This window comes from Enterococcus sp. AZ109 (assembly GCF_051714625.1).
Lineage (GTDB): Bacteria > Bacillota > Bacilli > Lactobacillales > Enterococcaceae > Enterococcus_A.
In genome coordinates, this window is sequence record NZ_JBIOSF010000002.1 from 281,674 (window position 1) to 295,503 (window position 13,830).

11 protein-coding genes and 1 pseudogene are annotated in these 13,830 nt (G+C 37.8%); 4 read left to right on the forward strand and 8 right to left on the reverse strand.

What is annotated here, in order from left to right; translation table 11 throughout:
* Positions 1–35: 35 nt before the first annotated feature.
* The 3 genes from IGI42_RS17940 to IGI42_RS17950 form a co-directional block, all read right to left on the reverse strand.
* Positions 36–386, reverse strand: a complete 351-nt coding sequence (locus IGI42_RS17940; protein ID WP_438717349.1) for an iron-sulfur cluster biosynthesis family protein — start codon at positions 384–386, stop codon at positions 36–38.
* 137 nt (positions 387–523) lie between these two features.
* Positions 524–1,423, reverse strand: a complete 900-nt coding sequence (locus IGI42_RS17945) for a glycosyltransferase family 8 protein (RefSeq protein ID WP_438717350.1) — start codon at positions 1,421–1,423, stop codon at positions 524–526.
* Positions 1,423–2,274: a glycosyltransferase family 8 protein gene (locus IGI42_RS17950; protein ID WP_438717351.1), complete on the reverse strand. Its 852-nt coding sequence runs from the start codon at positions 2,272–2,274 to the stop codon at positions 1,423–1,425. The genes IGI42_RS17945 and IGI42_RS17950 overlap by 1 nt, the downstream gene beginning before the upstream one ends.
* A gap of 307 nt (positions 2,275–2,581) precedes the next feature.
* On the opposite strand from IGI42_RS17950, the gene IGI42_RS17955 reads away from it, so the two are divergent.
* On the forward strand, positions 2,582–3,391 hold the full coding sequence (locus tag IGI42_RS17955) for a Cof-type HAD-IIB family hydrolase (RefSeq protein WP_438717352.1): 810 nt from the start codon (positions 2,582–2,584) through the stop codon (positions 3,389–3,391).
* Positions 3,392–3,465: 74 nt separating this feature from the next.
* Here IGI42_RS17955 and mngB read toward each other — a convergent pair whose 3' ends face one another.
* From mngB to IGI42_RS17975, 4 genes and pseudogenes are all read right to left on the reverse strand, one after another.
* Positions 3,466–6,138: a mannosylglycerate hydrolase gene (gene mngB / locus IGI42_RS17960; protein WP_438717353.1), complete on the reverse strand. Its 2,673-nt coding sequence runs from the start codon at positions 6,136–6,138 to the stop codon at positions 3,466–3,468.
* A gap of 67 nt (positions 6,139–6,205) precedes the next feature.
* Positions 6,206–7,312: pseudogene (locus IGI42_RS17965) on the reverse strand (PTS fructose transporter subunit IIC); the annotation flags it as partial.
* An 18-nt stretch (positions 7,313–7,330) separates the two neighbouring features.
* Positions 7,331–7,657, reverse strand: a complete 327-nt coding sequence (locus IGI42_RS17970; protein WP_438717355.1) for a PTS fructose transporter subunit IIB — start codon at positions 7,655–7,657, stop codon at positions 7,331–7,333.
* Positions 7,654–8,115 (reverse strand): PTS sugar transporter subunit IIA, encoded by a 462-nt coding sequence (locus IGI42_RS17975; RefSeq protein ID WP_438717356.1) that lies wholly within the window; start codon positions 8,113–8,115, stop codon positions 7,654–7,656. The genes IGI42_RS17970 and IGI42_RS17975 overlap by 4 nt, the downstream gene beginning before the upstream one ends.
* Positions 8,116–8,332: 217 nt before the next feature.
* Between IGI42_RS17975 and IGI42_RS17980 the strand changes: the two genes are divergently transcribed.
* The 3 genes from IGI42_RS17980 to IGI42_RS17990 all read left to right on the forward strand — a co-directional run bounded on the left by IGI42_RS17980 (position 8,333) and on the right by IGI42_RS17990 (position 12,540).
* Positions 8,333–10,270, forward strand: a complete 1,938-nt coding sequence (locus tag IGI42_RS17980; RefSeq protein ID WP_438717357.1) for a BglG family transcription antiterminator — start codon at positions 8,333–8,335, stop codon at positions 10,268–10,270.
* A 133-nt stretch (positions 10,271–10,403) separates the two neighbouring features.
* Positions 10,404–11,369, forward strand: a complete 966-nt coding sequence (locus IGI42_RS17985) for an aldo/keto reductase (protein ID WP_438717358.1) — start codon at positions 10,404–10,406, stop codon at positions 11,367–11,369.
* Positions 11,370–11,499: 130 nt separating this feature from the next.
* Positions 11,500–12,540: a hypothetical protein gene (locus IGI42_RS17990; protein ID WP_438717359.1), complete on the forward strand. Its 1,041-nt coding sequence runs from the start codon at positions 11,500–11,502 to the stop codon at positions 12,538–12,540.
* A gap of 325 nt (positions 12,541–12,865) precedes the next feature.
* Here IGI42_RS17990 and IGI42_RS17995 read toward each other — a convergent pair whose 3' ends face one another.
* On the reverse strand, positions 12,866–13,525 hold the full coding sequence (locus IGI42_RS17995; RefSeq protein WP_438717360.1) for a L,D-transpeptidase: 660 nt from the start codon (positions 13,523–13,525) through the stop codon (positions 12,866–12,868).
* Between the last annotated feature and the right edge of the window lie 305 nt (positions 13,526–13,830).

Genomic DNA, 13,830 nt, shown 5'->3' on the forward strand with positions numbered 1-13,830 from the left:
TGCTTTTATTAAGCATGAACATAGCACTTTTGCTTTTAACTAAAAAAGTAATTTTTCAATTTGATATTGCTGTCAACATACTGATGGTTGCACATTATTTGAAAACTGTTTAAGTGTGGATTAAAATCCATCGCTACTTGTTCAGACAATAACGCTTGTCCATCTTCTGAAGTATACACGTTAAAGGTTTCATTGGCTAGCTGAATCAACTTACTATCCACTTCGGTAAACACTGGAACCACTTGAAAGTAATTTCCCTTAGCGCAGGAATGCTCCCGTAATTCACTTCCCTCAACTTCATCATTTAATGCTAACAAAAATGCATTATCATCACCAAGTTTATTGAATAAAACTTCAGCCGCTTGATCCGATACTGTAATTTCCATTTTATTTTTTCCTCCCTGCAAAACATCTAACGAATATTTTTGTAGTCTGTACATTCGATAAAAGTGTCATTCAGACAAGCCGTTCGTTTTTGACAGCCCGCTTACGCAGTTCCTGTCCGTCAAAGGTACGAACAACCTTATCTCACAACTCTGCCATAGCGCGGAGTGGAAACATAAGTAACCGTATTTGGTTTGTAGGCTGGCTTTTTCGAAAAAGCTGTTTTTCTAGCATACCGCTGATAATGGCGTTTAGTTGGAAATGTGAATTCGTCACTCCATGGTTTTACATGTCCAGAGAAGTGAATGATGCAGGGTTCCTGACGGGCTTCTTCAAATAGCTTTTCACCCTTCGGATTTGGATGTTCCACTTCTTTTTTCATAATATAGCTTTGAGCATTCCATTGAGGATGCAATGGTAGCCATTCATCATGCAAGATGGCATTTAAGGCATCCTGATCGTGGAACTTTAATTTTTCTGGATTATTTTGGATATAGCTCAATACTCGTTTCGTCACATTTTCATCTAACCATTTTTTGACATCAATTAACATCAAACCAGAGTTAAAGTATAGTTTCGAATCAGTTTCAATGCCCATCAATTCTAAACGATTGTGGAAACCGGCATCCTCAACTGCTGCCAAAGTGTAATTGCCTAAATCGGTTTCCCAAAGTTTGCGAATATCAGTTACAGCAATCATGTCACAGTCTAGATATAGCAACTTATCGACCCCTTTACCACGGAACAATTCAGGAATCGCAATTCTGAAGTATGCCGTTTGAGGAATTCGGTCGCTTTCTACTACATTCTTAAAATATTTTTTGTTAATGTTCAGAAAATGCAAGGTCGCTCGGTAATCCACCAAAGTGTCTAGCATTAATTGTTTACTCTTATAATCAATATTGTCGTCGATTACATAAAAATCAAAGATCGCCTGTTTACTGTTGCAATTTTCTAAGATTGAGACAAACAGAGCAGTAACATGTGGCGCGAAGGCGGCATTACTGCTGGAAACAATCGTTATTCTTTCTTGTGTCATTATGCATTCACCGCTTTCTCAAAGATACTTTCTGATAATAAATCCATATACTCGTCTTGGTACGGATGATCTTCCAACGTATTCCAAGGCTTATCATGACCCGTAAAGTGAACAATCGCCGGTGAATCATTACCTTCTTTGTATAATTCTTGATATTTTTTTGTTGGTGCTGGATGACGATCAAAAATAAGCGACGTCTGCATGTTCCATCTTGGATGCAGTGATGCCCAGTCTTCATATAGCACGGCATTTAAAGCATCTTGATCATGGTAAATTATTCGATCGCCGTGATTTTTTAAGAAATCAATTGTTTTCTCTGTAATTCCCTTTTCATTCCAACGTGGGATGTCAATTACCATCACACCAGAATTAAAGTAATAGTCCTGTGAATCAATTCCTAAGCGTTCCAATGCTTTGGTCTGACCTGGGTCAATAACGGCACCGATTGTTTTACCTTGCAAATTTTCTCGGTAGAGTTTAGAAACATCATCTAAAACTAACGTATCGGCATCAATATAAAGAACTTTTTGATAATTGTATTGTTTTAAGATTTTTGGTAAGGAAATGCGGTAATAAGCAGTTGTCGTAATATGGTCGCTGACTAAAAAGTCTTCATACACTTGACCATCGACAGTTAGGTATTGAATTGTTGCCTTTTCAGATTTATTGTTAACAGTTTCCTCTAATTTTTCTTTACTGGTTTCAGAAATTTCATCATCTATTACATAAATATTCAATGAAACCTCTTTCGATACACAGTCCAATAAAGAACTCAGCATCACGCTCAAGTAAGGAGCGTAGTTCTCATCGGATGCAGTTACAACAGGTATAACATTTTTGTTATGGAACATTTTATTTCACTCCTTTGTTAAAATTTGTTCTTTTTTAATTATGCTTCTACAACATAGACTAGCCTCTCTCAACATTTTTGGCAAAAAAATTGCTCTGTTATCCCTATCATTTTGTCATGAAATACAGAAAAAATTGATCGGATCGATGTTTTTGACTGCTCCATCAATGTTTAAGTTTTTTTTAACAATTAAATTTGTCCATTGTTTCTAATATATTTTTTTGAACCACTTGAGCGTAAAACTTCTCAAATCTAGAAAAATGAACTAGTCTTAAAATAGAATATTTTTATACAAAGGATGGATAAAAATGAAATTAGCCGCAATCGATCTTGACGGAACGTTGCTAGATCCTCTAGGAAACATTCCCAAAAAAAACCAAGAGGCACTACATACTTTTGACCATCAAGGTGGAATCATCGTATTGGCTACTGGTCGGTCAATTCTTTCAGTTAAGGAAGTCTTTGGTAACTTGAAAATGAATGGCTATGTATTAGCTTCAAACGGAGCTTATATAGCTCGAGTGGAAAAAGGAGAAACAGCTGCTGTGTTGAAGCGATTTGATATTCCCGTCGACAAGATTTCGAAAACCTTTGAATTGGCTGAACAAGTAGGAGTCACCATTGTTGCTAGTCGCGAAACCCAAGACGATCGTATAACTTTTGAATCCATTGCTGATGAAGTAGACAGTCCTTATTATGCTCAGTTTCATTTGCAGGATGCTTCAGCAACTGAACTATTGAGACAGGTTCACGAAGGTGAGATCAGTTATTTCAAACTAGCTTTTAATGATCCAGATGAAAAAAAATTAAAAGCCCTGCGTGTACTTTTCGATGCAGCAGGAATTCATTCCGTGTATACTGACACGCATTGGCTTGAGGTAATGGCTGATGGGGTGAATAAAGGAACCTCCCTTCTCTACTTAGCTAAGCATTTACAAATTGACCCAAAACGAATCTTGGCTTTTGGTGATCAGGAGAATGATATTGAGATGTTGAAGGTTAGTGGTGTAGGGGTTGCGATGGACAATGCATTGGAACCCGTTAAGGAAATTGCTCAACAAGTAACTAAATCGAATGAAGAAGCTGGGGTTGCAGTTGTGTTGGAGAAATACTTATAAAATTGCAAGCAAAAGGGTTGGCTCGTTTAAGCGCCAACCCTTTTTAGTGTTCTTAAATAGTTATGTCTTCTGGTCTACTCTACATAAAGAGTGACAAATTTTGCATGCGTAATATTTTCTAAATAGATAGTATTATTGGTTACAGTCAGGTCTTCAATTCGTTCTTCCTTGAGAGTTACTTTTTCCACTTTTTTTACTGAGTGGTTAAAGTAAATGGCAGCTTTAACCTCTTCTTTTAAGTGTCCATTATATAGGCGTAAAATATAACCTTCTCTATCTTCAGCTTTTTTCACTACACTTAGGGTTAAATCACCAGTTACCTCAGCTAAACTAAAGCTAGTTGGCAATATCTGCGGCTCATCTCCTAAAGTGAAAATCAGGCGTGTGTTTAAAAACTCGGCGTATTGATACAATTGGAGCGGAGTAACAGCTTGTTTTGCAACGTTTGCTATATCTGATTGATTAAAATGGCCTGCATAATAATAGACAGAGAAATCAAAACTCAGCGACTGGTGCAATTGTGCAGCAGGCGTCGCAATGACCGATTCGCCAGACGCTCGACCAGGACGGTACATCAAATCTTCTTTGCCCATAAAGCCATAGGTTCTAAAGATAGTTAAACGAATCGTATCATAATCTTTCCCGACAATTTCGTATTCACGAACACCTTTTGGTATCAGGGCAACGCCATGTTGATCATCAAACAGACTGACGAAGGTTTGACAAGTTTCTATGGCAATTGGTTGTTCGTTCCAATCTGCTTTATTTGCTTCCCACAATGCCATCTCTTTTTCAAAGATAACTGGACGCTGGATAGTTCCAAATTGCTGATCCGCTGTTGAAAATTTTGAAGGAATCGCCGTATCAAAAAGAACACAAACACGATGACTATTTACGGCTAGATTATCTACAGCTAAAGTGAAATCAATAATCGGTGATTTTTTTTTCAAGCTCAATCTTAAGGAGATTGGCAGTTCAGTGGTTGCTTTTTTAGCTGCTCGTTCCTCCAAATTCGCGGGAACCCGCATTACAAAAGTACACTTGATAGTCTTGATTACTTCAGACTCCTGAACTTCAATAGTCGGTTCAAAATCCGTAGAGGTAATCACCCAATCCTTAATTGGCGGTGAATAATTGAAGGAATCACCATCGTCACCATTTTCTTCAATAATCCCCTGTTCTTTATAGGTAACCAAACTTGTTTTGTCTAAAATATCAAAAGACCCGTTTTGATTTACTGTGATTTTGTAGTGTTCATTTTCGATTGTTCGCTGCTTAGACTCTGCTAATACTTGTTGACTATTACCTTTTAAATCGATGGTTAATTGTGTATAGCCTAAACTTGGTACCATTGAAGCTTCTAAAGCAATTTTTGCCTTATAGATTTTTTCCGGACGGTATTGTTCTTTCGTGGGGTTCATAGTATTCCCCTGATTCAATACATAATCGGTCTGATCAATCATCTCTAAAATTGTATACGGCAATTGATTACCTACTTCATCAATTACTGCAAATTCTTTTTGTGGCAAATAAACTTCAGCCTCTAGAACTTCCGCTCGCTGATGGTCGTATAGATTGAATAAAGTAAAGGTAATTGGTGTATCTTTTGGCTGTTTAATGGCTGTGGCAATTTGTCGCATGGTTAATTCCATCAGATTCATGGAAATATCTCGGGCTTGCTTGTAACGCATATACACATCTTCGTTGGTTGTGTCAGATACACAAGAACCAATCGAATCATGTGCAGCATTTTCAAACATGAGTTTCCAGATTTCCTTGACAGTTTCGGTTGGGTATTCAAAACCTAACTGCATCGCTATGGTTAACAGTGGCTCCATTATATTTGTTAAATAGTGCTGAATTTGCGTATTCATTGCTTTTAAGTCAGAACGAGAAGAAAAGATCGTTTTATGAATCCGCATTAGTTTTCCATTGATCAGTTCTCCAGTTAATTTTTCCAATTGTGGCTGCTGATCTTTGATTGCTTGAATGTACTTTTCAATAGTAGAAAAATGCAGATCATATTCAGGGTATAATTGATTCATTTGTTCTACTAATTCAGGAAGGTTTTCTCGAACTGGCGCTTGATCAAAACCGTTAGGAAAATAGACTTGAGCGGTTGAGCTACGACTCCAGATTGTTTTAAAGGGCTCCTCATGCAAAAATTCGGCCAAGGCTGTTGGTTCTTCAGGAATTGCACCACCAATGTAGTATCCTCCCGGAATTTGGAATGCGGTCACTGTTGATCCGTCTTCTCCTTGCCATAAGAATTCGGTTTTTTCCACGTCATCATCACTGACCCCACGCCAGAACAAAGTGTCTTCAATTCCGAACTGTTGATAAATCTGCGGCATACTAGCTGCCTGTCCGAAAGAATCCGGAACATAGCCGACATTCATATAATCGCCAAATTCTTTACAAATTTCCATACCATACTGCATATTTCGAACAATACTTTCGCCAGAAATGACTAGCTGATCGGTTTGCGTGTACCAAGGACCGATAACCAGCTTACCTTGTTGAACAAGTTCTTTGATCCTATCTTTGTCTTGCGGACGCCACTTCAGATAATCATCTAGTAAAGAAGCTTGACCGTCTAAAATAAAACTGTCATAACCTGTTCCTTTTTCCAATTGTTCCAAGACTTTTTTCAGGTTATGCATCAAGTAAACTTTTGAACGACTAGTAGTAAAATACCATTCTCTGTCCCAATGACTATGGGGGACGACGTGTACAGTTTTTTTCATGCGAATAAACTACTCCTTCTGGAATAAAAGAGGCACTTGACGAGCATCACTCGTCAGTGCCAATTTTTTAATTTTCAAAACTAATATCAATATCGTTTACATCAATTTCTTCTGACTCATTGTTATCGACTTTGTTGAAGTTTACAAACAATGGTGCCAAAAATCCGATGAAGGCTGCCCCAGCAAATAAGCCAACTAGATAGGCCCAACCATTACCTACTGTAAAGAAGCCATAAATTCCACCTACTGGCGGCATTTTGTCATACATTCCTAAGGCAATCCCTAGACCTGAAGCAATTGCACCACCAATCATATTGATCGGCACCAGTTTCAAAGGACTAACTAACGTGAAAGGAATTGCACCTTCTGTAATTCCAATAAAGCCCATGATAAAGTTGTTGCGTCCAGCATCTAATAGCTCAGCGTTGAACCGTTTTTTATGAAAGACTGTTGCTAATGCGTAGCCGAATGGTACAGCACAGATTGCTACATTGACAATAATTGCTGGTAAATAGACCCCTTCTGCTAATAAAACATTCCCAGCCATCCAAGCAGCTTTGTTGACTGGTCCACCCAAATCTGAGCCAATCATAGCTCCCATAATCATCGCTAAAAGAACTTTGTTGACATCATTTTCAATCATCGTTCGAATCCATTCCACTAAGCTTGTATTGATCCAAGCTAATGGTTCTGATAATAACGCACCCATTACGATCGCTACAGATAATGTAGCGATTAATGGTAAAATCACCAACGGCATCACACCTGAGAAAGATTCAGGTAACTTGATCTTATTTTTAGCAATTTTTACTAAATAGCCGGCTAAGAAGCCAGCTATAACCGCTCCTAAAAAACCAGCATTGGTACTTGTTGCAACTGCTCCGCCAATAAATCCAGCGCCAAGTGCAGCTTTATCACCAATTGAATACGCAATGAACCCTGCTAATACTGTATTGATTAACCCAATACCGGTCCAACCTACTTGTTCAATTGCATATAATGCATGACGAAAGCCTTCTGCTTCAGCATAAGGATCTAAGCTGGTTAATCCCATTCCCAAAGCGATCATCTTTGGGATCGCTACTACTAAAGATGCACCAATAATCAATGGCAAAACAAAGCTGATTCCACTCATTAAATGACCTTTAATTTCTGCTAAACTCTTTTTCACTTCGCATTCTCCTCCTTGTTCTTAATTTGCAGTATTTCGTTGTTGAACGGCAGCGACACATTTTTTCAAAACAGCCTCTGGCGCTTTAATACAGGTATTAATATTAACCCGCAGCTGTGGTTTGCCTTCAAAACGTTCCAATCCGACCACTTTTTGATCCGTTGCCAACAAGACAAAATCCGCTTCATTGGCTTCAGTTTGACTAATTTTGTTGACCTGACCTAATGACCCTTGTTGTTCGATTTTTATGTCATAGCCTAGTTTTACTCCGGCTTTTTCCAAGGCTTTAGCGGCCATTGGTGTATGGGCTAAGCCCGCTGGACATGCTGAAATTCCTACGATTTTCATACTATTTTCTCTCCTATCATTTCTTTACTAATTTGTTTGGCTAAAAGTGTTTTATCATCCGTTTGTTGAATCGTTTCTATAAAACTATCCTCCATTAAAGCAGTTGCTAACCGACTTAACATTTCTAAGTGCAAGGTTCCAGCATCTTCCATCGGCACTAATAAGGCAAAAACATTCACAACTAGGGAGTCATCGAAGGTTTCCCAGGAAATGGGTTGTTTTAAACGTACATATATAACTGTGGGTGCTAGTACGTAAGTTGATTTCGCATGAGGAATGGCGAAGCCTGCTTGTAACCCCGTGGAAAATTGCTGCTCTCTTTCTGTAAATGCAGTACGAACTTTTTCAGTATCTTCTACGATCCCTAATTCTTTAGCATAATCTGCTAAGATCACAAAAAGTTCCGTTTGGTTTTGAGCATCTACGTTTAATAATACGTGTTCTTCAGTGAAGTTCATTTTGAACCTCCTTTCTGCTTGTCGTTTACAAGAACAACTTTACGAGTTTATTTGGTTAGTGTAAACACTTCCAGTTTCCAGTAAAAGTGGAAGTCAATTGATAAAACGCTTTCCAAACTCACTTCCACTTTTACTGGAAAACAGCGAGAGGCTAGGATATTTTAATCGCTTACAAATTAATGTATGATGACTATGAAGCAATTCTGGAGGTGAACAAATGTCAAAATTATCTTATCAGCGACTAGATGAATTGCTGGAATGTTTCATTAAACAAACTGAACCAATTCCTATGAGTGAGTTAACTAGCGTCTTTCAAGTCTCAGACCGGACTATACGCACCGATATTACTAATCTGAACGATACCCTGAAAAGTGTCGGGGGACATGTTTCGTTAATTCGTCGCAAAGGCTACTTATTGAAGGTCACTGATCAAGCAGACTTCGAACAATGGTGGACGGATGATCTGGATTCCTTAGAAATTAGTCTTACCTCGACGGAAGAGCGCCAGCATTATTTACTTTTTACATTATTCAAAGCTAGTACAACTTTGTCGTTGGACGATTTCTTAGATCAGCTATTTGTTAGCAAAAATACGTTTTATTCTTACTTAAAAACAATCCGTGATCAATTGTTACCTTATGGTTTAAAAATTGTTAATCGGCCTAACATAGGTTTTGAAGTGGTTGGTAATGAATTCGCTAAACGCCAAGCCATTAGTGAGCTTTTAATTGGTAAGGATTTACAAGAATATTTGTTAGGTTTCACGGAAACTGAGCTGGCATTGTTTGATAATATTGATTTAACTTTATTACAAGAATTGGAGCTGTCCTATCTCGCTCCCTTGGGTTTGCTAGAATCAGACTACTACCATAAAAATATATTGTCACATTTTGCTCTAGCCTTAAGTCGTTTTATCGATGGAAAACCTATTACAAAGATGCCAGTGAAGGTACCGCAGCTAAAAAGCATTGCTAATGAACCATTGACCCAATTTATAGCGGAGCTGAATCGATCCTTCGAAATTCAATTACCTCAAGAAGAACATGACTATTTTATTTATTATTTATCAGTAAATGCCCCTCGCTTTGTAGAAACTGAAGTTGCCACTCAACAGTCAGAATCTATTGCAGGTGTTATCGTAAATGAACTTTTGCAGGAAATTAAAGTAACGGCCAACTATGATTGGACACATGATGCTATTTTAATAAAAGATCTAACTTCTCATATCGAAGGGTTTATTCATATGAATAGTCTCGAAGCTGGGCAAAGTAATCCCTTATTATTAACGATTAAGCAATCTTTTCCATTAGCTTATGATCTGTGTTTGACGCAATTAGAGAGTATCGGACCTGCCTATGGCTTGTATTTTTCCGAAGATGAGATTGGCTATATCGCTCTGCACATAGCCGGTGCGTTGGAACGCAGCTCAACTTTAGAAAATCGTAAGTATAAAGTGGTTTTAGTTTGCGGAACGGGACGGGCGATGAGCCGGATTATCGAAGCTAAAATTAATAAACGTTATCGAGACAAGTTTGAAATTGTCCAACGGCTTTCCTATGTGGAGCTTCAGCAACAAGCTTTAGCAGACATTGATTTTGTAATTACTACTATTCCTTTGGATCAGCTGACAACGCCTTTTATTTATATCCGTATGAATCAGTTAGATAAGGACATCGAGAAAATTGACCAATTTCTGGAGGAATTTGAAATGAAAACTTCGACTATTCTTGGCTTGTTTCAAAAAGATGCTTTTCATTTATTTTCTGAGCCAATTACAAAAGAAACTTTATTAGAGGAGATGTGCCGATCCTTAGAAGCACAAAATTTCGTACCTAAAGAATTTTATGAGAGCATTCTAACTCGAGAAAAGATCAGTCAAACGAACATTAATCAACTAATCGCAATTCCCCACCCGATGTCGTTAGTTGCAAAACACTCTCGACTTTCAGTAGCAATAGTTCCTGAAGGTGTAGATTGGGGCAATGGAGAAAACGTTCAGTTTGTCTTTTTATTCGCCATTACAAAGGAAGATTATGAGAATACTGGAGAGATTTATAGCTTATTGCTGGATTTTATGGAGCGAATAGATTTACAACAAGAAATTCTCAAACATCCAGACTTTGATCACTTTATAAAAACATTCAAAACACTCTAAAAATTAGGATATTCCTTTTTTTAGAGTGTTTGATTTATATTTAAAGCTATAAGTTGGAAACCCCTTCATTTTCTCCTTGCCATAGAGTTAACTCCATGGTTTAAACTAATGAAAAAGAACGGAGGCAGAGCAAATGAAAAAAAGACGTTTGGGTAACTCCAACATCGAGGTATCGGCAATTGGGCTGGGAACGATGGGCATGGATCATGCCTATGGACCTCAAGCAGATCGCCAAGAAATGAAGCACTTATTAATGCGAGCTGTGGAACTGGGCTGTAATTTTTTTGATACAGCGGTGCTTTATGGTGAAGCAAATGAGGAATTATTAGGAGAAACTTTTGAAGCCATTCGTGATTCAGTCGTGATTGCAACTAAATTTGGAATTATAGGTCAAGAAATAGTGGATGATCAACCACAAAATGTTTTGAACAGCCAGCCTGATTCTATCCGTGAACAGTTGGAAGGATCGCTTAAGCGATTACGTACCGACTATATAGATTTATATTACCAACATCGTACTGATCCAAATGTAGAACCAGAGGAAGTTGCTCAAGTAATGAATGATCTAATCACAGAAGGAAAAATTCGTGCTTGGGGACTATCCAATGCTTCTGTCGATTATATTCGCCGAGCTCATGCTATTTGTCCCTTAGCCGCCATTGAAAATCAATACTCGATGGTATGGTGCGAGCCGGAAAAAGAACTTTTTGATCTGTGCGAAGAACTAGGAATGGCTTTTGTTGCTTATAGTCCTTTAGGGAATGGGTTTTTAAGTGGAAAATATACAAAAGAATCACAATTTCCAGAAGGTGATTTTCGTAATTTTATGGGACGTTTTAAGCCAGAGGTTATTGATCGTAACCAACAGTTGCTGGATCTGATCAGTGGACTAGCAGATCGAAAAAAAGCTACCTCAGCGCAAATTGTTTTAGCCTGGGAGTTGGCGCAAAAGCCCTACATCATCCCGATTCCGGGAACAACTAAATTACATCGTTTGGAAGAAAATCTTGGTGGAGCAAATGTAAAACTATCCACCGAAGATTTAACGCAACTCAATGATGCACTAGCAAAGATCGAAATTGATGAAACTCATTTTTAAAGCTTCTCGAAAGCTATCCGATACTGGGTAGCTTTTTTATTTATCTTCAGACAAATCCTTTATCTACAATTTCTTTATTTAGTGATACACTATAAGAAAGGTTGCATACCGAGGAAAGGATTTGAATGACATGGAACCAATCACCAGTAATGATTTAAAAAAGGAAATAACTGAACTGATTAATTCAGGTGAAAATGCTTATTCTGTTGCCTTGTTTGGTATTTCAACACATTACCTTTTAGGAGCACAAACGGAAATTGACTATGACTTTTTTGATTTTTTAGAGGAAGTAGAAATGGATGCTGTCCCTGATGCAGAAAGTGATGACGGTGCCTTTTTAGAATTGATTACGTTGTATTATTTATTGGTAGAAAATGTACAAGATTTTGAAAAAGGTGTCAATTGGATGCCCGGGCTCAGCCCACAACAAAAACAAACTATTTTGAATTGGCCTAAAAATTATATTTTGAGTGTATTCGAATTGAAGGTTATGGGAAAAAACGTTGCCTATAAAGATTTAAGAGATGGTAAGGTGTATGACATGGGTTATGCTGCATCTGAGATTGGTCTTACTGCTAACAATAAGGAGAAAATTAAACTAGTTTCCTTGATCTTACCTACTGAAGACACTTATTTAGCGGCCCCGCCAGTCTTTTACCCAATTAATGATCTTGCTTTTGCTCGCATGAAAAAGATTCCAGATACGGAAGAATATGAGTATGCGATTTTATTGGAGTGCTCCGATTTCTTAGATAGTAAATACAGCGATGATGACGTGGAATTTGATGATTTGGATTTGAGCGATTACACTTTCTATCCAGCCGTTAAAAATGCTGGAGAAACGGATAAAAGCTTCGCAAAACGGATGTTAAAGCAAAATACCTTCTTCCAAATATTCGCACATTATACACAGGCAGAAAAATTGTTAGTAAAAGTGATCAAAACCTTTCCGCAATTGTTTCATGCCTATACGAATGCTAATGAATTACTGGAAGCTTTGCGTCTTTTATTTGTAGGGGAAGAATTCGATGACGAAGAGTTGACATCGTCATCTGATGAAGTATCAATCTTTTGGTATACTTTGATCAAGGAACACCTACCGAAAGAGGTGAAGGCGATCAAACCTTATATTATTTCGGATGGTTTAGATGACGATGACTTGATGTTTTAAAAATCCGAGACCAGAGCTCTTTAGCAAGATGCTTTGGTCTTCTTTATGTTCAAACTTATTTTCCAATGAGCCATCACTAACTTAGTAGACTTACTAAAAGAATAAAACCGATTTTTCATCTATCGTTTCTGTCCATCTCGTTTCAACAACGCAAAACTTAAACAGTCAACTGTTCCTCTCGTTCAATTTATTTTACTGCTAAAAAGGTAGTAAAATAGGTAGTTTTCAGAGCTTTCATACAAGTCCCATAATGCCCTTCATATCATTTGACTTCCTTCGAGCTAAAAAAGCTCTCAATCCTTCTATAGATCGAGAGCTTCCTTATTTATTCTCTTACAACCACTCGCATACCCATAGGAACAGTATCATAGATCCATTTTGCATCAGGAACCGATAAGCGAATACAGCCATGAGAAGATGGTCGAACGCCTAATGTTTCAGCTTCACTTTCAATATAATTACCATTTTCATCGATGGGTACCGTATGGAACAAGTACACACCATGATCCCGCCAAGAAACCCAGTAATTAGCTCCTTCTCCGGTTGCTTGATTATAAAATGTTTCACCTCGTTCTGGTTCTATGACGAATTCCCCTAACGGTGTCGCTGATTCTCCTTCTAATCCAGTTGAACAATTCATTGTATAGAGAATTTCATCTCCACGCTTAAAATAGACCTTTTGATCATTGATGGACACGTCGATCCAATCATCCGGTGTTAATTCAGGATAGCTTTTTGCCTCTGATGGTTCATTCAGCTTGTTTTTTACTGTTTGTACTTCTTCCGTGGAACCTGATGTGACAACTTCACTATTTGTAGTACTCTCTATTGATTTAGTTAAATTATCTTTACTACTAACGAAATCTTCAAAAATCGAGCTGATAGCTGTTAAGGCTTCCTGCGTCTCTTGACTCTCAGCCAGATACACGGTTGCCGGAATCACAAACATCAAGATTAAACAAATAAAACCGACAAATTTTTTCAAACGAACGCTCCTTTCCGAAGAAAAGAATCAATCCCTTCCCCATCAGGATTTCGTTTATTATATCAGAGATTAGTTTACAAAAGGATTACATTGCCTTTATTCTTTGTTTCATTTTTTTATAGATTATTTTTAACCACTAATTCAAAGAAGCCACACTGATCCCTATCGTCTCAGCACCAGTAATTTTTCACTTACCATTGCAGGATACATTATTTTATCTCGATTTCCCCCTATGGCATCTTTCATAGAAGGATTTATTCCATAAATCCAACTGGTACCGGCAGGATCAACGGTCGCGATCACCA